Source organism: Psychrobacter nivimaris, assembly GCF_009812035.1.
GTDB lineage: Bacteria > Pseudomonadota > Gammaproteobacteria > Pseudomonadales > Moraxellaceae > Psychrobacter > Psychrobacter nivimaris.
On the sequence record NZ_VZIZ01000036.1, the window covers coordinates 1 to 20419 of the forward strand.

Consider the following 20419-nt stretch of genomic DNA (forward strand, 5'->3'; position numbering starts at 1 on the left):
AACATCGTAGCGCCAATGGTAGTGTGGTTCGCCCATGTGAGAGTAGGTCATCGTCAGCTCCTTATACTTAAAAAGAGTCATCCTTAATTGGGTGGCTCTTTTTTTATCTTTTATTCCTAGTGACCTACGTAGCAAATCCTATCTAAAGGATTTGCTCTTGCGCTGCCTAAAATTGGCATGCAATTTTTACGGCGCTCAGGTCATCGTCAGCTCTCTATTCTAGATAAAGCCCCCTTTGCTTAATTGCTAAGGGGGCTTTTCTTTGTGTGCGGTTTGGTGACAGATCTAGGTGTCAGAAAGTTTAGAGCTAGATGCTTCGGTCAAGAATTCAAACTTTCCTATGTACCATTTTGATGTGATATTATTTATTCACTTCTAGAATCTACAATCTCTCATTTATTTTGGAGCACATTATGGGCGTTTCACTCTACTATACTGCTGAACGTTCTACTCTCTTGACTCAACAGGAGCAAGAAAAGGTTGCATCAATAGTCGATAAATATAATGAAAATTTCGAGCATGCAGATGATGCAGAGACTTTCGATCTCTATGCATATGATGATAGTGAGTCAGAGGTAATACTAGCAGGAGCTACGAAGTTGCCTGCTAGTATGGATGTAGGAGATCTTATGTATACCCTAGAGCATTGGCTACAGTGTCTGACCGAGATTCGCCTTACGGTAACTGATGCAGAATGGCATGTGCATCTAGATGATAACGATGCTGTGTGGGTAGATGATAAGTGGCAGATGGAAGAGTAGTGCTTCATTACTATTATTTGTACAACTGCCTAGAGCAGCTTCTATAAGCTCATAAAATATTTACACAAAAAAGCTCTCAACTGGATAACAGGCTGAGAGCTTTTTTATGAGAAATTATTTTAGTCTGCTTACTTTTTATCATTATTTATGCAGACAATTCAAGTATTAGAAATATATCTATAATATGAATATATCCTTCATAATCTGCTCAAAATGATTTGACTTCTATCATTATAGCTGCTAATTTTAAACAGTACTTTTATTACAGGTATGTAAAAAATATATCTACACCTTGTAGCCAATTTAATCTAGGAGGAATCAAATTGTCTGCTCGTAATACCTTACTCCTATTCTCATAATTATCAAAAGGAATTGATAATGAAGTTAGCTCCTCTTTTTTCAATTGGTGCTTTAGCCGCTATTAGTCTTCTTGGCTGTTCTAACCAATCTGCTGATACGACTGATGGCTCATCAGCGACTTCTCAAGAAACTACCGTACTACGGTTTTCACATTTTTGGCCAGCAACCTCATCTATCAGTAAAGAAGTCTTCGAGCCTTGGGCAAAACAGATAGAAACAGATTCTAATGGTCGTCTAAAAGTGGAGCTTTATCCATCAGCGGGTCTTGCTAAAGCAGACGTTACTTATGAATCTGCTGCTAAAGGTACGATCGATATCGGTTCACAAGCGCATGGTTATACCAACGGTCGCTTTCCTTTGACTCAGATTACTGAACTTCCAGGTTTATCAAATTCAGCAACCCAAATGGGCTGTATGCTACAGACCTTATATGATGACGGTACTTTAGCAGGTGAATACGAAGACTCACATTTATTATTTATGTACGGGGCTGGACCTGGGGCGCTTCATACAACTGATAAGCTAATTCGAACACCTGAAGACATGAAAGGTATGCGTATTCGCCGTCCTTCAGCTGTTGCTGGTGATATTATTGAAAGCGCTGGTGCTTCGCCAGTAGGTTTACCTGCTAATGATATGTATACCTCGTTACAGCGCGGCGTTGTTGATGGTTTGAGTTTCCCTTGGGAAGCAGTAACAGCGTTTAAAATTGATGAGATTACCAAGTATCATACCAATATTCCTTTCTATAGTTCAGCGCTTATGGTCACGATGAATAAGGACAAATATGACAACTTACCTGATGATCTAAAACAAGTTTTGGATAAAAACTCAGGGATGGCATTAGCTAATAAGGTCGGTGAAGTGTTTGATAAACATGACCAAATGGCAATTCAAGCTGCTAAAGATAAAGGTGATGAAATTATCGAAATTCCTGATCCATTAAATGATCCAGACTGGAAAGGGCCACTTGAAAGAGGTACCCAAAAATATCTAAGTGATGTTAACGCTTTGGGTTTGGATGCTGATGGCGTCTATGAAAAAGCAAAAGCTGCCAGTGCTGCCTGTAAGGTCTAACCTAATTGGAGGTGTCACATGGCATTTTTAGTCAAGCTCAGTGTCCTAATCTCTAGATTATGCCAGTTTATCGGTGGGGTGAGTCTCATCATCATCGTCCTAACCACCATGCTCGACGTCGTCGCACGCTACATATTCAAACTCACCGGTGGTGAGTTTGGCTTTACCGTCAAAGGCAGTGTAGAGATTGTCTCCTACTTTATGCTATTTGCATTATTAGCTGCCTTTGCCGCTTTTGTCGAACGCTCACAAATCATCGTCGACGTCTTCACCCAGAAAATGCCACAGTCTATCAAAGGCTACCTTATGGGTATCTTTATGATGGGCTTCTTTGTCATCGGCATTGTCTTCTCATGGGGACTCTACGAGAGCGCCATTGACGCCTTAGAGTATGGCAAAGTCACCCAAGACCTTCGAATATCTATGATGCCTATCTATATGGTTAGTGCATTCTTAAGCATCCTACTGGCCATTCGCTCATTGATCGAATCCATCAACATCTTTAAGACAGGCGAATTCTTTGACGCCGAGGAGACAGGCGCATGAGTCCAGAAATTATCGGTGCGATTGGCCTAGTGGTCATGATCCTGCTTGTCGTCCTACGCGTACCCGTCGCACTTGCCATGTTAGGGGTAGGATTAGTCGGTTTTGGTGCGGTCACCGCGCCTAGTGGTGCCCTGCAAATGCTCAAAGACATCCCAGTCGATGTCTTAGCAAAGTATGACTTTAGTGCCATCCCTTTGTTTATTCTCATGGGCGTGTTTGCCACTCACTCAGGCATGGCAGGTAAACTCTTTGAAGCCACCCGAACTATATTTGGCGGGGTAAGGGGTAGTCTTGGTATTGCAGGTATTGGTTCATCCGGTATCTTTGCCTCTATCTCAGGCTCATCGCTTGCTACTGCTTCTACCATGACCAAAGTGGCGTTACCGCAAATGGAGAAGTACGGCTATCAGCCAGGCTTTGCCTGCGGTATCTTAGCTGCTGGCGGTACGCTTGGTATTATGATTCCGCCCAGTATTGCCTTACTGGTCTATGCCATCTTAACCCAGCAGTCAGTTGGTGATATGTTTATCGCTGGTTTCTTACCGGGTATGCTCGGTATGGTGATGTACTCGCTTACCGTCATGGTGATGGTACGCTGGAAACCGCACTTAGCAAAACGTGGTGAGAAAACGTCTTGGAAAGCCAAGCTACTGTCGCTGACTGGTCTGATCCCATTTAGCTTTATCTTTATTGTGATTATTGCCGGTATCTTCTTTGGGTTATTTACCCCAACAGAAGGCGCCGCAGTAGGGGCATTTGTCTCATGGGCTTATGCCTTTGCTAAAGGCATGCGTTTAGACGGTCTCAAGCAGTCATTGATTGAGACACTAGCACTCTCTGCAGTGGTGTTCTTTATGCTATTAGGTGCAGAGGCGTTGGGGTATTTTATCTCAGTCTCACGCTTGTCTTATACCTTGGCATCTTGGATCGGGGGGTTGGCAGTCAGTCCAATGATTGTCCTAATCTGTATTCTGTTCATGTACTTCCTATTGGGATTGTTCATGGATGCCTTAGCGATGCTGGTAATCACCATACCTGTGGTATATCCCATCATTCTAGCGTTAGGGTTTGATCCGGTCTGGTTTGGCATCATTGCGGTATTGACGGTGGAGCTTGGTTTGATTACGCCGCCGATGGGGATGAATATCTTTGTGATTAAGGCGATGGCACCGCACATTAAGCTGAGCGATATGTTCCGCGGGGTGGCACCATTCATTGTCTCTGATGTGATCCGTTTGGTTATCTTGGTGATGTTCCCTGCGATCTCGCTTGTGCTGCTCGGGTAGGCTGAACCTAAACTAAAACTTAAACCATAGCTTATAAGTTATTGTATACAGCCATATTGCTAATAAAGCAGTGTGGCTTTTTTAGTATCTGATATTTTGTCTAAGAATTAAGAGAGGAACATTTTACAAACTCACAATCCATGACGCTGCATGGTGATAACTTTTCTTAGTGTTATAAAGGCCTGTGAATGTAGTAAACTGGTTTTCATCCATTTTCCTATATAACTTTATAAGTAGAGATAGTCATGGCTGTCGATTTTAGTAATACGCTTATCGTCGCAATTTCTGCGACGGCACTTTTTGATTTGACTGAGTCAGAAAACTATTTGCTAGAGCTGCTAGAGCAACGACCTGCAAGTGCTATAAAAGAATTTAGGGAGTACATGACCGAGCGTGAAAATGACCCCTTGAATATTGGTGCAGGTTATCCGCTAATTAAAGCGTTACTAAACCTAAATAAATATTGTGATAATAACGATGGACAAGAATCAGACATTGAAACACCATTGGTCGAAGTCGTTATCGTCTCAAAAAGTAGTCCAGATACAGGTATTCAGGTACTTAATGCAATTCTAGAACATGATATTAATATCTCCCGTTCTGCTTTTGTTTCAGGTAGCTCTGTTGCGCCTTATATCAAAGACTTTAATGTGGACCTATTCTTGACCACCAATCGCGACGATGCCCAGCAAGTTGCGGATGCTAATATCTGTGCCTGTGCCATACTAGACGCTACGCCTGTGAACACTTATGAGTTAGATACTGAGCAGCTGCGCATTGCCTTTGATGGGGATGCAGTGCTTTTTGATGATTCAGGTGAACTGCTATACAAACAAAAAGGGCTACGAGCCTTTCATGATCGTGAAGTACAAATGCGTGATTTGCCAATTGAAAAAGGCCCTTATGCTGAATTATTGATTAAATTGTCAAATCTGCAAGAGCGCCTACCTGCTGGTTTAAAATACTCGCCAATAAAAATTGCGCTGGTGACCGCGCGCAATGCACCAGCTGACTTACGGGCTATCAAGACATTACGAGAGTGGGGCGTGAATGTTGATATGGCATTTTTTTTGGGAGGATTAGAGAAAACAGCGGTACTCAGAACATTTGCGCCGCATATCTTCTTTGATGATTCAATCAAGCACATTGACGCAGCACGTCGATTTATTCCTACGGCCTTGGTTCCTTATCATTCGACGTCATTATTGCATGGTGACAACTATCTCACTGCTGATGAGGATGCATCATTGTTATCATTCAAACCTGCTGTGCACCCACTATTTGCTGTAAATCATTAAGTAGGTATAAAAAATTTAGGTAATAAGGATAGGATGGTATATGAATTGGCAGCAGTTGCTTAACTTAATTGTCGTGCGGATAAAGCAGGTCATTGGACTGTATGCTTTTGTGCTTATACCGATGTGGGGCATGTTTTTTCTAAATGAAGTGGTCTTATTTGGTATGTGGAACATCTTTGGTATCGTGCCACGTGCTTTAGATGTAGGTAGTATGATAGGGGTATTTGCTTCGTGGACAATGCATGGCAATTTATCGCATTTGACTGGCAATACAGTGACGCTATTACAGATTTTGTTTTTGTTTGGACTGTTTGAAAAGAATGCTTATCGCACGGTAATTAAACTGGTGGTCGCCTCAGGACTGGTCACTTGGGTTATCGGGTCGCCATCTTCTATCCATATCGGCGCATCAGGGCTTTGCTTTGCAATGTTAGGTTATATGATAGGCGGGGCTATATTTGCGCGGCGTTGGGGTTATCTGGTTGCTTGTATTGTCATGGGAACTGGCTATTGGCTGACCATCAAGCAAGGGTTGATGCCGCAACAAGGCATCTCGTTTGCGGCACATTTTGGTGGTTTGTGTGCTGGGCTATTGCTAGGCGCGAATTCAAAGCATACTTATTCAGCAGCTTCTCAACGCTATTAAAAGCAACTGGATATCAGCATTTAATGGATCAGCATCGTCGTACTAAGCGTTATTGGATCAGACGCTTGCATCAGTACAAATTTTGATAAATAAAGGATCGTCTGTAGTCAGTTCTCGCCATGCAGTGGTCTGTTTAACATGTTCATCCACCGTCAGTGTGCTACCTTTTTCTGGTATTACGTAGTCTGCTCGGGCAGGTGTAGTACAGTCTATTACCTGTAAAATCTTTTGCACGCTTCTGCGTCTTTCAAACAAATATAAATTAACTAAGTGCATGTCTGGATTGTCTGCATGCATGCTAGCATTGCCCGTATCTGCAGCAATAAAGCGCAAGACTTGTGGTTTAACATAAGACCATGGGCGAAACCATTCTGTACTCTCTGCAGTTTTCACGACCTCAACACCATCCGGCAGCTGACGGACTTGCTGACCGTACCAGTTATATTCTTGATGTACCTGAAACCCAAAAATACCAATCGCAGCAAATAAGGGAATCAGCCACTTTGGCGCGCGTTTACCTGACAGTTTACAGAGGTGAGTTATGATCAGTGCCAATCCAGCCATGCCAAATGCAGCAGCTATAGTAGCGATAAACTCAAAAAGCATAAAATTTTCCTTAATGCGCTAGACACTTTTAGTCAGGTATGTTCAATTGGACAAAGCAAAACCATCATCTAACTATTATTTTAATAAGTATTAGATAAAAAATCACTCACCAGCAGTGGCTGCCAGTGAGTGATGTATAGTAACAGAAGACATATCATCATTCGTCAGATTAATGGTCGACCGCACCGCCTGCACCGCGCGGTGAGCGAACGCTTTCAACCAACTCTTGAATATGTAGCGGTGGCGCTTTAGTTGCATAAGAAACGATGAATGCAACGATAAAGTTAAGCAGTGCACCAATCACACCGAATGATAGTGGTGAGATACCAAATAACCAGTACTCCGCTGTATCAGGGAAGTTAGCAGTACCACTGATAAAGAACCAACCTTTGAAGACGAAGATGTAAACCAAGATACTGATCAAACCTGTCAACATACCAGCAATTGCGCCAAGGTTGTTGATACGTTTTGAGAAGATACCCATCATTAATGCAGGGAAGAGGGACGCACCAGCGATACCAAATGCCAATGCAACTACCTGTGCCGCAAACCCTGGTGGATTCATACCTAAGTAAGTAGCAACCACAATCGCAATACCCATCGTGATACGTGCGACCTTGAGCTCTCCTTTGTCAGTAATGTTTGGGTTGAGGTTTCGTTTGATTAAATCATGACTAATTGCTGACGAGATAGCGAGCAATAGGCCAGCAGCAGTTGATAGTGCAGCAGCGAGACCACCTGCGGCGATCAAACCAATTACCCAAGATGGCAGTTGTGCAATCTCTGGGTTAGCCAATACCAAGATATCAGCATTGACGTCGAGCTCGTTACCAGCCCAACCTGCATCTGCAAAGCGGCCATCAAGTTCTAGGTCATGTGCAGCACGTGCTGTCTCAACCGCAGTTGTTGCAGCGCCTACGTCACCGCCTTCAGTCTGTGCATTGGTTAGAGCAACTTCTGCAGCGCCCAGCCCACTATCGTTATACATCTGGATACGACCATCGTTATTAAGGTCAGTATATTTAATCAGGCCAGTATCTTCCCAAGTCCTCATCCAATCTGGACGTTGGTCATAGTCGATAGCAGGCTCTGCAACGCCTTGTGGATAGATAGTATCGATAAGGTTTAAACGTGCCATTGCGCCAACAGCAGGTGCTGTGAAGTACAATAATGAGATAAATACTAATGTCCAACCAGCGGTCCAACGTGCATCGGCAACCTTAGGAACGGTGAAAAAGCGAATAATAACGTGAGGTAGACCAGCGGTACCAATCATTAGTGATAAGGTGAACAGTACCATGTTTAGCTTGTTAGGTACGTCAGCCGTATATGCTGTGAATCCCAAATCAGTCACAACTTGATCAAGCTTGGTTAGGATGGGAACACCAGATTCGATATGGTTTGAAAATAAGCCCAAACCTGGAATTGGATTGCCAGTTAATTCAAGTGAGATAAAGACAGCAGGAATGGTATAAGCAATCATCAGAACCACATACTGCGCAACCTGCGTGTAGGTAATCCCTTTCATACCGCCAAGAACTGCGTAAAAGAATACAACAACCGCCGCAATAATAAGACCTGTGTTGTTATCTACTTCTAAGAAGCGTGAAAATGCGACCCCAGCACCTGTCATCTGACCGATAACGTACGTGGTAGAGGCAATAATCAAACAAACTACGGCAATCATTGCAGCCGTTTTTGAATAAAAGCGATCTCCGATAAAATCAGGCACCGTAAACTTGCCAAATTTACGTAAGTAAGGCGCCAGTAGCATGGCTAGTAGTACATAACCACCTGTCCAGCCCATTAAGTAGGTCGATGCGCCATAACCGCCAGCAGCAAGCAAACCTGCCATAGAAATAAAAGATGCTGCACTCATCCAGTCAGCAGCTGTCGCCATACCGTTAACTACTGGATGTACACCGCCGCCCGCCACATAGAATTCACTGGTTGTCCCAGCCCGAGCCCAGATCGCAATACCAAAATACAAAGCGAAAGATAGGCCTACGAAAATAATATTAACTAAATACTGACTCATGGTCTATTCCTCATCTACGCCATATTGTTTATCTAACTTATTCATACGCCATGCGTAGAAGAAAATTAAAATGATAAACACCCCGATGGAGCCTTGCTGGGCGAACCAAAAACCCAAGTCAGTGCCGCCGACTTTGATATCGGCCAAAAGAGGACGCAATAAAATAGCAAAACCATAAGAACATAGTGCCCAAACTACTAGGCTACCTAAGATGAGACGGACATTGGCACGCCAATAACCGGATGGATCGTTATGATCTTTCATAGGACAACTCCTTTTGTCTTCCCTAAAAAATACCAACAATATAAAAAGAACTGCGATTATTTCTTACCATAAAAAGGATAAAAAATAATCAGGTACTGCTTTATATAGTGAAAACGATGATGCGTGATAGTACGTTTAATGCTCGGTAGTTCTTTACTTCAAATAAAAGTAATTAACTATTTAAGCATCGCATTGACCTAAACCATCGAATGGCAAAAATAACGTTTCTTGAGGAAGACAGAAGGGTGGACTATCCAGTGTCTTTTTAACAATCTCGTCTTCCTGACAAGAGTTTTAATCTTTTTAACACGCTAACCTGTTGTGCTTCTTGTACTGATTAATAGCTTCGATAACTATAAAACAGTCTAAACGGATATGGAATCCATATTAGCACGGTTTAATAAATATAATTGCAAACTACTGCGCATGAATAATAAGTAAGTCACTAAAAATTAGTTTGCTTAATATTTATTAAAAAACCTAACGTTACGGAAATGGTACGGCAACCGTGAATTTATGAGATTAAATTATCACTTAATCTATGCTATATAAGATGAAATATAATCATTATTTATTTTAAAAATAGTTATATGAAGTCGATAAGTAAACGTGATGGTCGCATGTCGCTCAATATCTATATCATGCACGTGTCTTTTTGGTATCAGGTATTTTGCGCAAAGGCTTATATAGTCCATGGCAATCAAAATATGATATCGATATGAAATTTAAGTAACGCGTATAAAGAATGAATAAGGAGCCCATATGAACGAAGGGATAGTAGGTTGGTTTAATAACATCGTAAATTATGGTGTCGGTATTATCTGGGGTAACAATGACTGGCTGATTGCTAGTAACCCTTGGTATGGATTGCTGATGTTCTTACTAATTGGTGCGGGTCTTTACTTTACCGTCGCGACACGGTTTATTCAATTTCGTCATTTTGGTCATATGTGGAAGTTGCTACGCGTGTCCAATCAAGGACGCAAAGATGGTGGTATTAGCTCGTTTGAAGCATTGATGACGTCGCTGGCCGCGCGTGTTGGTACTGGTAACTTGGCAGGTGTGGCAATTGCAATCTATCTAGGTGGACCAGGTGCTGTATTCTGGATGTGGATGACGGCACTGGTCGGTATGTCGACCAGCTTTATCGAGTCAACCTTAGCACAGGCATATAAAGTACCGCACAACGATAATGTGTACCGCGGTGGCCCTGCTTATTACATCGAAAAAGGTCTAGGCAAGCGCTGGCTTGCCGTGTTTTTCTCATTATGTTTGTTAGTGGCCTTTGGTTTGGCATTTAATGGCGTACAATCCAATACCATCGCTCAAGCGACCAACGAAGCCTTTGGTGTGCCAACGTGGATGACAGGTTTGGTACTGGTAGTACTGGTAGCGCCAGTGGTATTCGGTGGTTTACGCTCAGTAGCTCGTATCGCAGGTAAAATCGTACCAGTGATGGCTATCTTGTACATCTTGCTAGCGCTATTCATTATCGTGACTAATTTCAGTCAATTCCCAGCAGCGATCGCGTTGATTGTAAAATCAGCATTTGGCTTTGAGCAGGCAGCAGGCGGTGTCATCGGTTATGGTATTGCGCAGGCAATGATTAACGGTATCAAACGTGGCTTGTTTTCTAACGAAGCAGGTATGGGTTCAGCGCCGAATGCTGCAGCAACGGCAAAGAGTCATCCTGATCACCCAGCAGTGCAAGGTTTTATGCAGATGCTAGGCGTATTTATGGATACCCTTATCATTTGTACCGCGACGGCGTCGATTATTATTTTGTCTGGTGTGGTCGACCCTAATGTCGAGCAAGAAGGTATTCAGTTAACTCAGTTGGCCTTATCACAGTATGTGGGTGACCTAGGTGTGGTGTTCGTGGCGATTGCGATTTTCTTCTTCTCATTTACGTCTATCATCGCCAACTATAGCTACGGTGAGTCAAATCTTGAGTTTATCTCTGGTGCCAAAAATGCCAAAGTGATGATTATGATTTTCCGCTTCCTAGTATTAGGTATGGTATTTATTGGCTCGGTTGCTAGTTTACCTGCTATATGGAATTTCGCTGACTTATCTATGGGTCTGATGGCTTTGGTCAACTTAGTGGCCATCTTGCTCTTGTCTCCTGTAGCGCTAAGAATACTACGTGACTATGAGCGTCAGGTAAAAGAGGGTAAAACAGGTGATCAGATTAAGTTTGATCCTGATAACTTTGTGAAACTCAGAGATGAAGCCAACCGTGATGCTTGGACAGATTAAGCAGAATTGATTGGTAAAACTAGCTTGTTCTAAGCATTAAAAAACCGCCCGACTCTTATGCAGAGAAGGGCGGTTTTTATTGGAGCACAGTTTTAATGATATTAACTGTACCAGATTAAATCAGAATTATCCTGATTTACATGTTTGGGTAGTTAGGACCACCGCCACCTTCTGGCGTTACCCAAGTGATGTTCTGTGAAGGGTCTTTAATATCACAGGTCTTACAATGCACGCAGTTCTGCGCATTGATGACAAACTTAGCACCCTCAGCATCTTTAACCACTTCGTATACACCCGCTGGGCAGTATAAACGTGCAGGCTCAGCGTACAACGGTAAGTTGATTGAAATAGGTACCGTTGGATCAGTAAGTTTTAGATGCGTTGGCTGATCTTCTGCATGGTTGGTATTAGAGATAAATACTGACGACAATTTATCAAATACCAACTTACCATCAGGCTTGAGATAGGTTGGTTGATAAGCATGGTTAGCACGCTCTAACTGATCGTAATCTGGGATATTGTCATGCAAGGTGAATGGCATTTTACCTTTTAGCAAGTTGTGCTCGATAAAGGTGAAAGCACCGCCCATAAACAGACCCATACGGTGGATCGCAGGTGAGAAGTTGCGCGACTCGTAATTGTCTTGATATAACCATGACTCTTTATACATTGTGCTATAAGCAACCACTTCATCATGCTGACGGTCAGCTTGCAGCGCCTCAAAAATAGCTTCGGCTGCTAGCATGCCTGACTTCATCGAAGTATGTGTGCCTTTGATTTTTGCTGGGTTTAAGAAGCCAGCGTCATCACCTACTAACACGCCACCTGGGAAAGTAAACTTCGGTAATGAGTTTAGACCACCTTTAGTCAGAGCACGTGCGCCGTAAGAAATGCGCTTACCGCCTTCTAAAACGTTTTTGATAACAGGATGCGTTTTCAAGCGCTGCATTTCATCAAATGGAGACATGTAAGGGTTGTGGTAAGACAAATCAGCCACAAGACCAAAGCTTACTTGATTGTTTTCATCAAAGTATAACCACCAGCCGCCAGTAGAGCCAGTTTCAGTCAATGGCCAGCCAAGACCATGCATGACAACGCCTTGCTCATGCTTTTCAGGCTCAACTTCCCATAGCTCTTTTAGACCGATACCATAATGCTGAGGATCAGAATCTTTATCTAGATCGAAGCGGCTGATTAAGCGTTTGCCTAAATGCCCACGGCTACCTTCGGCAAAAATAGTATATTTGGCAAGGAGCTCATAACCAGGCTCAAAACTTGGCTTGGCTTCACCATTGGCGGCCACACCCATATCACCCGTTAATACACCTCTTACCGAACCGTCGTCATTGTATAAGATGTCATCGGCAGGGAAGCCTGGGAACATCATGACTTCAAGCTCTTCTGCTTGTACGGCTAACCAACGAACGACATTACCTAGGGAGACAATATAGTTGCCATCGTTGTGCATCGGACCTGGAATTAAAGAGTCAGGCACTTTAGTTGAGCGTGTGGCAGAGTTTAAATAATAGAAACGATCTTCTGTCGCTGGCACGTTAAGCGGTGCGTCTTTTTCTTTCCAGTCAGGGATTAGCTCATTTAGAGCGCGTGGCTCGATGACTGCACCAGACAACGTATGGGCACCAAACTCAGAGCCTTTTTCGACCACACAAACCATAAACTCATCATTACCAGCTTCAATAGCGAGCTGGCGCAAACGGATGGCAGCTGACAGACCTGCAGGTCCACCACCAACGATGATGACATCGAACTCCATTGATTCGCGTTCGACTTCAGGTTCCGCGGCAACTGGCGCTACGACTGGTTCTGCTTTATCTAGCGTTGCGGTCTCTGTCGCTACTGGTGCGTCAGCATTCACAGTATTACCATCGATAACTGGCGTTTGATTGTCTTGCTCTTGCATACCTACTCCTAAACTTTTAGTGGCTTATCTCAGGGCATCATTAGCTTAACAACTGAATAATAGACTTGCGGCGCTAACGTCACTCAGACATATGGCTGCCCGATAAAACTGTCTTTGCGGCATCAATTGATCCGTCATGGTTAATACTGATTTATCTAAGGATATCAACGCATAACGTAAGATGTGTCATCAATACAACACCCACTTGACCATTTCAATAAAAAATCGTTACTCATTATAAAAGAAAAGTCCTACAAACACGATACGCATTTATGAGTATCGATGCTAAGGTAATGTTAAGAAAATGAGGTTGTTATAACGATAAAGTTTCATCATACCTGAAACAAAAATTTATAGTAATAATAGATAAGCCAAACTTTGAATACTAAATAAAGGGATTAATAATGAATAACGATAATAATAGCACTGAAAACAGCCATGAGAGAATAGCGGAAGCACCGACCAGTAAGACTTCTAGCCTAGACAGCTTAGATAATTTAGATGCACTAAGCCAGTATATTAAGTCTACGAAAGGCACTCGCGAAGGGCGTCCGATACCACCACTTGAAAAATGGCATCCTGAAGATATTGCTGATATGGATTTGACTATCAAAGCAAACGGAGAATGGTGGCATGAAGGCGGGCAAATGACCCGTGAGTCATTGGTGAGCTTGTTTGCCACAATACTATGGAAAGAAGAAAATAATGGCATTACTGAGTACTTCCTGAAAACCCCTGTACAGAAAATCCGTATCCAAGTAGAAGATGCACCACTGCTTATCAATGATGTTGGTATTGTCCACGAAGATGATATGAGTTGGTTGGAGTTTACAACGACGACAGGAGATGTGGTTCGCTTAGACGATGAGCATCCGATTGTATTAAAGGCGTATAATTCTAATAAGAGCGATTCTAATGACAGCGACTTTAGTGAAAGCGACTTTAATAACAGTGATAAAGCGAATCAAATGAGTACCGCTGACGATGTTGCAGATTCTCAGGAATTAGCGTCTACAGAACAGGTACGCCCATACATGATGGTTAGAAATGGCTTAACCGCACTTATCGGTCGCAATACTTTTTATCACCTGACTGAAATTGGAGCATTATCAGAAGACAATGGTAAGACGATATTGACGCTACAGAGTGGTGGCCAGTCTTATTCATTATCGATGCCTACTGAGTAAGTATTATGTCTATCTATTAATTGCTGTTTGCCGATGAGTGCTATAATTTTATAATGTAGCCTGATTCTGTTGGTTTAAAAAATTCTTATCGTACAAAAGGTAGTCGATAGAGAGCCGACGTAGAGTAACACCATATACAACATATATAGCGCATTTAATGGGGTAATAAGATTGATGAATAATATGATAATGGCATTAGCGTAAAGATGGATATCAAAAACCAGACAGTCGAAAAACTCAGACCGTGTGTCGATATATCTGTTGACCAGAGTCTCAAAGCTATGGATCTAGTAGATATCAATAAACATGTTGGTAACACAGTTATAAGCGATAAAAACCGTAGCGCGCCCATTGGCGTGTTTGACTCTGGTGTTGGCGGTTTGTCTGTTTATTTGCATTTAACACAGCAGCTGCCTACTGAGCGTTATGTATATTATGCTGATACATTAAATGTACCTTATGGTAATCGTGACAGTGAAGATATTGAAGCGCTAACGCTAAAGGCCGTAGAGTGGTTACATCAGCAAGGCTGTAAGCTAATAGTTATTGCATGCAACAGTGCTTCAGCATATGCGCTAGATACTGCTCGACGCTGCTATCCACATATACCTATTGTGGGTCTTGTCCCTGCATTAAAGCCTGCGGTACTGGCGAGTAAGAGTGGTCATGTAGCGGTGCTGGCAACCAAAGCGACGCTGAATGGCACCTTGCTAAACGATGTCATTGCCAATTTTGCTCAACCTAATAACACAGTAGTCACTAAGTATTTTGATCCGCAACTGGTACCTTGGGTAGAAGCAGGTATGTCAGAACAAGACGAGACAGCCCAAAGATTACGTCAACAGGTACGAATATTTGCTAATGAAGGTGTCGATCAGTTGGTGCTGGGATGTACGCATTATCCGTTTTTTAAGACATTTTTATTGGATGAGATTGCACAGCAGCAGCTGTCAATACAAGTTATTGATTCTGGTCAAGCGATTGCTGAACGGGTTAGACAGCTATTGATTGCAAACAACTTGTCTGCATCATTGATGAGTGAAAAACGAGAAAATCTGACACAAAAAACCAGTAATAAAAATACCATTACTAGACCGCCATTAACTTTTCACGCCACTAAATATAGTGATAGACTATGCGCTTTAGTTGAGCGCTTACTCGGTACAGAAATGGCATTGCGATACTACTCTCTCTAGTTATTATCAAAGTTAGTGATATCAATACGCTGTATGCAACGCTGACTCAGTTAAAATAAATTGAGTGCATCTTTTTAAGCTAAGAGTATGCTAGGCTGAACAAGACAAGATTTTTGTGTTCTATTTTACATCCTATCCTTTTTATGTCACGACCTACGCTTAGAGGTAATTGTGCCGAATCGTCGCTATCATATTCATATTATATGCGCTGACAATGACCAGTTGTTGGTTCTAGACAGCTTAGCGATATTTTTTCAGGCGCGCGCATTTCTGACCTATGATGTTTCTAGTAAATTATCTAAAGCCTCTTTTTATGGGCGCCAGTGTATTGATTCTTGTGATTACGCAGTCATGATCGTTGGCGACAGCTACGGGACTGTGCAAAAAAACGGTGTCAGCCAGATGCATTTAAGTTATCTAAATGCCAAAGCGAAGCTTAAGCCGCTAATTGTGCTGGTCAAAAACCATTCTCCAGACGCCGACATCAGCCGACAACTTCAAGAGTTTATTAAGTTAGTCACCAAGCAAGATAACCAGCTACATTACTATGATACGGAAGAAGATATTGAGCCATTACTGGTACAGGCTCATTATAATGCAATCGCCAATAATAAAATGATAGGTGGCTGGGTTAGAGCGAATGACGAAGAGAATACGACTAGTAAAAAGGTCGTGTATGAGAAGACCGTCGATGTATTACCTAGTACTACCGAGGTAGAGAAAAACAGTCCTGATGAAGAAGACTTTATAGCGGATAAGGTTAGCGAGCCAATTGAGTTAACGGAGTTTTTTGAGATTCAATATAGTGCCCAAGCTTATGAGGGCGGCAATTTAACGGACGTGACCCGATCACTAACCCTCTCATGGCACGAGATACTCATGACACTTATGAGAATACCGTGTACTTTTTCGAGCTATGGCTTGCAAAATGCCATTAATCGTTTGATTACTTCTAAAGCGGAAGTAGACATCAAAAAAGAGATGCCAAACGTTCATGCTGTCTCACGTTGCCAAATCTCTCAAGCTGATATCAATAATTTGCAACGTAAGCTAGTCGGTGCAAATTGGATACAACTAATGACTTATGGTACGCGAGTATCACAAGAGCTATGGAAGCTTACCTTCTACGCAAAAAACCTACTGCAAAATCATACCTCAAATACGAATAAACAAGACTAGTAATTATTCGCTAGCGCGTTCAAAAATAGCCATCTAAAACGTCCATTTTGGCATCACGACTACGTTTTGTAATACAAAGCATACGTGCAATGCTTGTGAATCTTCCTCAGACCCGTAATAATAAAGTCAGTTAGTTAGCAGTATTAACAACGTTAACTATTTTAGAATGACAACTATAATATTAATAATTAGGGAGAGCGTACGATGAGCAATGCTAAAAATGACGAGTTAAAAAGAGAGATTGATGGTCTAGAAAAGTCTATGCATGATGCTGATCAGTTTCATACGTTAGAAGAGCAAGTAGCAGATATGAAACGTCGCGGTATAGATCCTAGCAAGGCCTACAAAGATTTAGACAGTAAAGCAGAAGATGAAGATTGGGGCGATGCGACTTGGAAAGAAAATGGTAAGTGGGAGCCAAAAACGGCTGCCGATCTAGATGACAAAGCTCGTGAAAATTGGAATGGCGACAATGGTCAGCCTAAGCCACCACCTATTGTCTAGATACGTATTTTGAGTCAATTGGATAAGTTCTTCTAATCACTATCTATAAATAAAAAAGCCACGCTATCGTTAGCGTGGCTTTTTTGATGCGTCTAAATAGCATCACTTATCTTGCTACTATGAACCTTGGTCTATACGAACAAGTTTGATAGTGCCATCGGCATCAGTAACGCGGCGATAACGTGTATTGCCAGAAGTTGATGAGCTCACTGATGGCTGAGATGAGTAGCTACTAGGAGCAGTCGTTTGCTGCTGAATCAACTGGCCCATGCGATCGGCAGGTGCAGGATTCAGAGGTTGGCTGTTTGCAGGCTGGCCGTATTGAGTTTGACTCGGTGCTGCATTACCAACGATGGCGCGATAGAACTTCTGGCCTGCGCGTCCGTCAGCTGGGAAAATGCCGCGACTAGTCTGATATTGCTGGATAGCGGTACGAGTATTGTCTCCGATGATGCCATCTACACCGCCGATATCATAACCTGCGTTTAACAACGCTTGCTGAATGTCTTTGGCCTGCTGGCGGCTGATACCAGGATCATCTGTCGGCCAAGCAGTGATAAAGTCTGTTTTGCTGCTGTCTTCGCGAGTGATTAGATCTGATAAGTGTGCGATAGCCAGCGCGTAGTTCTCTGAGGCATTATAAGAGTAAAAAGTGTCAAAGTTTTTACCGACCAAGAAAGCAGGGCCTTCCATTCCAGCAGGTAATAATAAGCCTGCACTGCTCAAGTCATATGGTAACGGACTGCCATTAGCCAATGTCAGACCTTGTTCACGCCAGTGGCTTATCGATTTTTTGTCTTTGCGATTAGATGCGGCCCAAAATCCATCAGGTAGTTTGACTTCATAGCCCCAAGGCTCGCCAGTACGATAGCCGCGATTGTCCAAGAAGTTTGCTGTAGAAGCGAGTGCATCAGGTACGCTATTGACCAAGTCACGACGACCGTCACCATCGAAATCTACTGCCAATTCTAAAAAGGTGCTTGGCATAAACTGCGTCTGTCCAAAGGCACCTGCCCATGAGCCTGTCATATCATTTGGTGCGATATCACCGTTTTGCACGATTTTTAGCGCATTGGCGTACTCACCTTGAAAGTAGCTTTGACGACGATCAAAACAAGACAATGTCGCTAGAGACTCAAATAATGGCTTTTTACCTAGCGTTTGACCAAAGTTAGACTCTACGCCCCAGACACCGAGCACATGCTCAGCTTTTACGCCATAACGCGATTCGATTTGACGTAGAGTTGAGCCCCATTGACGCTTGGCTCGGATACCGTCCTCGACACGCTCTTTGTCTACCAATGCTGATAAGTAGTCCCAGACGTCTTTTTGAAACTCTGGCTGATAATTCAGTGACTGAATGACACTAGGATCAGGCTGGCTTGGGCGATAGTTATTAAAGGTATAACCATCAACACCGCTAAACTTGTTAGAATTCTTTAGATTGTCCAAGCATTGCTGAAACTCGCTATTGGATAAATCAGGTGCTGGCGGCTGTGCGGCTTGAGCAGTGGTAGCAAGGCTGATGCCGACAGCAACACTAAGCAACGACAAAGTAGAAAAAGGAGTCAAACGCATGAAAATATCCTATAAACGTTAAAATAGTTATCGAAAGGCAAAAAATGATATTAACGTAGAGTAACCAATCTAAACAGTAAAGAAAAGCTGTCGAAGTACCAAGGTTATAAATGGTTACGATAAATTGACGCTGCCGTGAGATTACAAGAGGATTTTATAGAGCTGAAAATGCAAAGCGTTAAACAGTACTTTATCGCGAGGACTATCTTTAGGAGGTATAACCTGTTTATTCGGCTAGCACACTATCTAGCTCTTTTATAAAGCTATGAATCCGCGCCGCATTTTTGCCCAAATCGCTCTGTCCAACTCGTGACTTACTGCGGATATCAACTAAGCGCTCGCTATCGTTGTCAGTCACACGAATGATCACATCATCTTTAAAGCCAAACCAAGCAGTCGTGTCTGTTGCTTCGATGATGCCTTTGTCTGTATCAGTATTTACAAGCTCCCACCCTAAATTTTCTATGGCTTGTTTGGATGCCTTAACCAATTCAGGCTTTGACTGAGCATGGGTCAGTGTCTGCAAATCAGGATAGGCAGTACGTTGTTGTTCAGCCACTTCTGCACCTGCGTACGCTACGGGATTTGGTGCATCTGCACGTAGTGGAGCAGTCGCGACAAACTCAGGCGGATTCATCAAATCGGTAGAAATATCGTGAATAGGCGGTACATTTTTGGCCGTATTCATCATACTGAGCGGGACAGCGATTGCAGCGACAGCAAGTACGGCTGAGGCTAGTGCGCTCCCAATACTGGCTGTATTGCGTTTAAATAATAGCTGTATAGCTAACAATACCAATGCTGCGATACCAGCAAATAATCCAAATTTAAACCCTGTAAACGCAGTCCCTAATTCTACAATGCCAAACTTGTACATTGGGCCTGCCAGAGCGACTAATAGAATAGCAATTACACTCATTAGACCGACTATCATTTTCATTCAATTTCTCCATTGCCATTTAGCAGCTTGTTAAAGGTTATATGAGTTTTTTATTTACTGCTTAATAGCCAAACGTGTTCTGTGACGGTGATATACGGTGCAGAACCTATAGAAGAAGGCACGCTTGCTAGCTCATAGATTTGGTAGTGAGCGCTATAATACTGCTCTAGTTGTTCGTTATTAATAGAGAAGGGTGGTCCATTCTTTTTACGCTGATCGTAATTTAGCGTGAGTAAAAGCTGCGGTGTTATTTCATTGTTAGCACCATCAGCTTTACTGGTATCGCTACTAAGTTTCCGCACTTGCTCACTATATTTCACACGCATATCGGCTGGCAGGGCGATTAATGCCGCTTTATCATATACTGCATCAATAGAGCCAACATCTTCAAAAGTCAGTGCAAAAATATCAGCGACCCATAAAGTGATGGTCTGTCCCGACAACTGGCCTTGATAGTATCTAATCGCTGGATTGTCTGCCTGTTGATAGACAGTAGGTTCGATGTTTTGCTCAGCAAAGAATTCTTGTATGGCTGTTTCGACCAATTCAACGCCCACCACGTCATAGCCTTGCGTCGCTAGCCAAACCATATCAATAGATTTACCACAAAGCGGAACGAAGACACGGTTACCCGCTGCTAAATCTAAGTGATCAATATACTCAGTCAACAAGGGATTGACCGTAGATTGATTGAATCCAATGCGACCTTCTTGCCAACGTTTTTGCCAAAATTCAGGGTTCATACTGCAATCCTCTATTTGCAAGTTTCTATA

Annotated in this window: 18 protein-coding genes; 11 read left to right on the forward strand and 7 right to left on the reverse strand. The window is 42.7% G+C overall.

Going from position 1 to position 20419, the window contains the following annotated elements:
- Positions 1-413: 413 nt before the first annotated feature.
- From FQV37_RS12050 to FQV37_RS12075, 6 genes are all read left to right on the forward strand, one after another.
- Positions 414-761 (forward strand): hypothetical protein, encoded by a 348-nt coding sequence (locus tag FQV37_RS12050; RefSeq protein WP_160023290.1) that lies wholly within the window; start codon positions 414-416, stop codon positions 759-761.
- Positions 762-1139: 378 nt separating this feature from the next.
- Entirely contained in the window at positions 1140-2198 is a 1059-nt protein-coding gene (locus tag FQV37_RS12055) for a TRAP transporter substrate-binding protein (RefSeq protein WP_160023292.1), read from the forward strand.
- An 18-nt stretch (positions 2199-2216) separates the two neighbouring features.
- The gene (locus tag FQV37_RS12060) at positions 2217-2744 is read left to right on the forward strand and encodes a TRAP transporter small permease (RefSeq protein WP_057761870.1); all 528 of its coding nucleotides are present in this window, start codon (positions 2217-2219) and stop codon (positions 2742-2744) included.
- A complete protein-coding gene (locus FQV37_RS12065; RefSeq protein WP_102093493.1) occupies positions 2741-4030 on the forward strand; it encodes a TRAP transporter large permease in 1290 nt (429 codons plus the stop codon). Before FQV37_RS12060 ends, FQV37_RS12065 begins: the two co-directional genes overlap by 4 nt.
- A 245-nt stretch (positions 4031-4275) precedes the next feature.
- Positions 4276-5328, forward strand: coding sequence for a 5'-nucleotidase (locus FQV37_RS12070; RefSeq protein WP_160023294.1), 1053 nt, complete (start codon positions 4276-4278; stop codon positions 5326-5328).
- A gap of 40 nt (positions 5329-5368) precedes the next feature.
- Positions 5369-5974 carry a rhomboid family intramembrane serine protease gene (locus tag FQV37_RS12075; RefSeq protein ID WP_160023296.1) on the forward strand — a complete coding sequence of 202 codons (606 nt, stop codon included), beginning with the start codon at positions 5369-5371 and terminating at the stop codon, positions 5972-5974.
- A 57-nt stretch (positions 5975-6031) separates the two neighbouring features.
- On the opposite strand, the gene FQV37_RS12080 is transcribed toward FQV37_RS12075, so the two are convergent.
- The 3 genes from FQV37_RS12080 to FQV37_RS12090 all read right to left on the reverse strand — a co-directional run bounded on the left by FQV37_RS12080 (position 6032) and on the right by FQV37_RS12090 (position 8882).
- Complete coding sequence (locus FQV37_RS12080; protein ID WP_160023298.1) at positions 6032-6580, reverse strand: hypothetical protein; 549 nt, start codon at positions 6578-6580, stop codon at positions 6032-6034.
- 169 nt (positions 6581-6749) lie between these two features.
- Complete coding sequence (locus FQV37_RS12085; RefSeq protein ID WP_057761858.1) at positions 6750-8618, reverse strand: sodium:solute symporter family protein; 1869 nt, start codon at positions 8616-8618, stop codon at positions 6750-6752.
- 3 nt (positions 8619-8621) lie between these two features.
- Positions 8622-8882 (reverse strand): DUF4212 domain-containing protein, encoded by a 261-nt coding sequence (locus FQV37_RS12090; protein WP_160023300.1) that lies wholly within the window; start codon positions 8880-8882, stop codon positions 8622-8624.
- A gap of 762 nt (positions 8883-9644) precedes the next feature.
- Between FQV37_RS12090 and FQV37_RS12095 the strand changes: the two genes are divergently transcribed.
- Positions 9645-11141, forward strand: a complete 1497-nt coding sequence (locus tag FQV37_RS12095; RefSeq protein ID WP_114701883.1) for an alanine/glycine:cation symporter family protein — start codon at positions 9645-9647, stop codon at positions 11139-11141.
- Between the two features lie 136 nt (positions 11142-11277).
- On the opposite strand, the gene FQV37_RS12100 is transcribed toward FQV37_RS12095, so the two are convergent.
- On the reverse strand, positions 11278-12915 hold the full coding sequence (locus FQV37_RS12100; RefSeq protein ID WP_160023422.1) for an electron transfer flavoprotein-ubiquinone oxidoreductase: 1638 nt from the start codon (positions 12913-12915) through the stop codon (positions 11278-11280).
- Positions 12916-13466: 551 nt separating this feature from the next.
- Here FQV37_RS12100 and FQV37_RS12105 point away from each other — a divergent pair.
- From FQV37_RS12105 to FQV37_RS12120, 4 genes are all read left to right on the forward strand, one after another.
- Positions 13467-14249 (forward strand): DUF1285 domain-containing protein, encoded by a 783-nt coding sequence (locus FQV37_RS12105; RefSeq protein WP_160023302.1) that lies wholly within the window; start codon positions 13467-13469, stop codon positions 14247-14249.
- A 281-nt stretch (positions 14250-14530) separates the two neighbouring features.
- Positions 14531-15445 carry a glutamate racemase gene (murI, locus tag FQV37_RS12110; RefSeq protein ID WP_205962096.1) on the forward strand — a complete coding sequence of 305 codons (915 nt, stop codon included), beginning with the start codon at positions 14531-14533 and terminating at the stop codon, positions 15443-15445.
- A 171-nt stretch (positions 15446-15616) separates the two neighbouring features.
- Complete coding sequence (locus tag FQV37_RS12115; protein ID WP_160023306.1) at positions 15617-16624, forward strand: DUF4062 domain-containing protein; 1008 nt, start codon at positions 15617-15619, stop codon at positions 16622-16624.
- Between the two features lie 204 nt (positions 16625-16828).
- Positions 16829-17128: a hypothetical protein gene (locus tag FQV37_RS12120; protein ID WP_057761845.1), complete on the forward strand. Its 300-nt coding sequence runs from the start codon at positions 16829-16831 to the stop codon at positions 17126-17128.
- Between the two features lie 117 nt (positions 17129-17245).
- On the opposite strand, the gene FQV37_RS12125 is transcribed toward FQV37_RS12120, so the two are convergent.
- The 3 genes from FQV37_RS12125 to tmpT all read right to left on the reverse strand — a co-directional run bounded on the left by FQV37_RS12125 (position 17246) and on the right by tmpT (position 20389).
- Positions 17246-18706, reverse strand: a complete 1461-nt coding sequence (locus FQV37_RS12125; protein ID WP_160023308.1) for a lytic murein transglycosylase — start codon at positions 18704-18706, stop codon at positions 17246-17248.
- Between the two features lie 226 nt (positions 18707-18932).
- Positions 18933-19646, reverse strand: coding sequence for a DUF1499 domain-containing protein (locus FQV37_RS12130; protein ID WP_160023310.1), 714 nt, complete (start codon positions 19644-19646; stop codon positions 18933-18935).
- 50 nt (positions 19647-19696) lie between these two features.
- The gene (gene tmpT / locus FQV37_RS12135) at positions 19697-20389 is read right to left on the reverse strand and encodes a thiopurine S-methyltransferase (RefSeq protein WP_160023312.1); all 693 of its coding nucleotides are present in this window, start codon (positions 20387-20389) and stop codon (positions 19697-19699) included.
- Between the last annotated feature and the right edge of the window lie 30 nt (positions 20390-20419).

Excerpts from the sequence above, each read along its gene's own strand:
- FQV37_RS12050 (WP_160023290.1), top strand. The coding sequence starts at position 414 with ATGGGCGTTTCACTCTACTATACTGCTGAACGTTCTACTCTCTTGACT.
- FQV37_RS12055 (WP_160023292.1), top strand. The coding sequence starts at position 1,140 with ATGAAGTTAGCTCCTCTTTTTTCAATTGGTGCTTTAGCCGCTATTAGT.
- FQV37_RS12060 (WP_057761870.1), top strand. The coding sequence starts at position 2,217 with ATGGCATTTTTAGTCAAGCTCAGTGTCCTAATCTCTAGATTATGCCAG.
- FQV37_RS12065 (WP_102093493.1), top strand. The coding sequence starts at position 2,741 with ATGAGTCCAGAAATTATCGGTGCGATTGGCCTAGTGGTCATGATCCTG.
- FQV37_RS12070 (WP_160023294.1), top strand. The coding sequence starts at position 4,276 with ATGGCTGTCGATTTTAGTAATACGCTTATCGTCGCAATTTCTGCGACG.
- FQV37_RS12075 (WP_160023296.1), top strand. The coding sequence starts at position 5,369 with ATGAATTGGCAGCAGTTGCTTAACTTAATTGTCGTGCGGATAAAGCAG.
- FQV37_RS12080 (WP_160023298.1), bottom strand. The coding sequence starts at position 6,580 with ATGCTTTTTGAGTTTATCGCTACTATAGCTGCTGCATTTGGCATGGCT.
- FQV37_RS12085 (WP_057761858.1), bottom strand. The coding sequence starts at position 8,618 with ATGAGTCAGTATTTAGTTAATATTATTTTCGTAGGCCTATCTTTCGCT.
- FQV37_RS12090 (WP_160023300.1), bottom strand. The coding sequence starts at position 8,882 with ATGAAAGATCATAACGATCCATCCGGTTATTGGCGTGCCAATGTCCGT.
- FQV37_RS12095 (WP_114701883.1), top strand. The coding sequence starts at position 9,645 with ATGAACGAAGGGATAGTAGGTTGGTTTAATAACATCGTAAATTATGGT.
- FQV37_RS12100 (WP_160023422.1), bottom strand. The coding sequence starts at position 12,915 with ATGGAGTTCGATGTCATCATCGTTGGTGGTGGACCTGCAGGTCTGTCA.
- FQV37_RS12105 (WP_160023302.1), top strand. The coding sequence starts at position 13,467 with ATGAATAACGATAATAATAGCACTGAAAACAGCCATGAGAGAATAGCG.
- murI (WP_205962096.1), top strand. The coding sequence starts at position 14,531 with ATGGATCTAGTAGATATCAATAAACATGTTGGTAACACAGTTATAAGC.
- FQV37_RS12120 (WP_057761845.1), top strand. The coding sequence starts at position 16,829 with ATGAGCAATGCTAAAAATGACGAGTTAAAAAGAGAGATTGATGGTCTA.
- FQV37_RS12125 (WP_160023308.1), bottom strand. The coding sequence starts at position 18,706 with ATGCGTTTGACTCCTTTTTCTACTTTGTCGTTGCTTAGTGTTGCTGTC.
- FQV37_RS12130 (WP_160023310.1), bottom strand. The coding sequence starts at position 19,646 with ATGAAAATGATAGTCGGTCTAATGAGTGTAATTGCTATTCTATTAGTC.
- tmpT (WP_160023312.1), bottom strand. The coding sequence starts at position 20,389 with ATGAACCCTGAATTTTGGCAAAAACGTTGGCAAGAAGGTCGCATTGGA.